This is a genomic window from Acetobacter sp. DmW_125128 (assembly GCF_008704325.1).
Taxonomy (GTDB): Bacteria; Pseudomonadota; Alphaproteobacteria; order Acetobacterales; family Acetobacteraceae; genus Acetobacter; species Acetobacter oryzifermentans.
On the sequence record NZ_VHOP01000086.1, the window covers coordinates 1 to 1,103 of the forward strand.

Consider the following 1,103-nt stretch of genomic DNA (forward strand, 5'->3'; position numbering starts at 1 on the left):
TTCCACTCTGGATGGAAAGACGCTGAGCACAGACGATCTGCAAAGCAAGTTTGAGGCCATTGAGGAATTTGTAGGCACCACAATGCCAGGGCTTCTGGATGTTACGGCATCCGGTTCCGAAAGCCTGATGCAGCAGGTGGATGATCTGAAGCAGAAATACCAGGACGCCGCCAACACGGCAGCATCCTATGGTCTGGATGCCCAGGCATTGCTGGATAAAGGCAATGCCATTGCTGCTGCCATGATTGCCAATGAGCAGAACACGCTTTTGCAATCTGATCAGTCTGTGCAGGCGCGTTATCTGTCTGCCACGGGTGATCAGGAAGGTGCGGATCTGCTCAATCAGCAGGTTTCGGCCGCACAGGAAATCCAGCAGTTGCAGGATAACTGGCGGGGCTTCCTGGGTGATAACTTTGCCGATAACGTCACCTATCAGCAGCAGCTTGCAGATCTGGAGAAAACCCAGAATGCCGAGCGGTTGCAGATCCAGCAGGAGTATCAGGAAAAAGCTCTGGAGGCGCAGAAGGCAGCTCAGGAACAGGCGCTGGAATATCAGTCTGAAGCAAATGAGAAGCTGGAGTCTGTTTTTGACAGTCTGGACACCTATGAAAAAGGGCTGACCACATCAGACGCTTCGCCATTATCGGTGGCGGATCAGTACAAGGCGGCTAATGATAATCTGCATACGGATTATCAGGCTGCTCTGGGTGGGAATTATGATGCCCTGTCTGCGCTCCAGACTGACATGCAAAACTTCCTGTCTCTGTCCCAGAAATTCAATGGTGGCGGAGCAGCCTATGTGTCTGACTTCAATATGGTGCAAACCATCGTCAAGGCGCTGGGTGGCATGGATCTGACCAAGGTGCAGGCCGATGTGCTGAATAAGATCCAGCAAGGCCAATCTAATCAGACGGAAACACTGGCCTCGCTTTTGCAGGATCTTCTCAAAACGTCTGTGGCACAGCTGCAAGAAACACGCTTTCAGGCGGAAAAATCTTCCGCAGCCTAACGGGATATCACCACAATGCAGCAACGCTGTTTTCTGGGAACGCTGGCCTGCGGGCCTGCGGCTTCCCGCACGACCACATGCCTGTCTTCTGGCG

General features: G+C 52.9%; 1 pseudogene. It reads left to right on the top strand.

The annotated features are described in order from the left end of the window. Window positions 1–1,009: pseudogene (locus FKW19_RS15025) on the top strand (phage tail protein); the annotation flags it as partial. Window positions 1,010–1,103 lie beyond the last annotated feature (94 nt).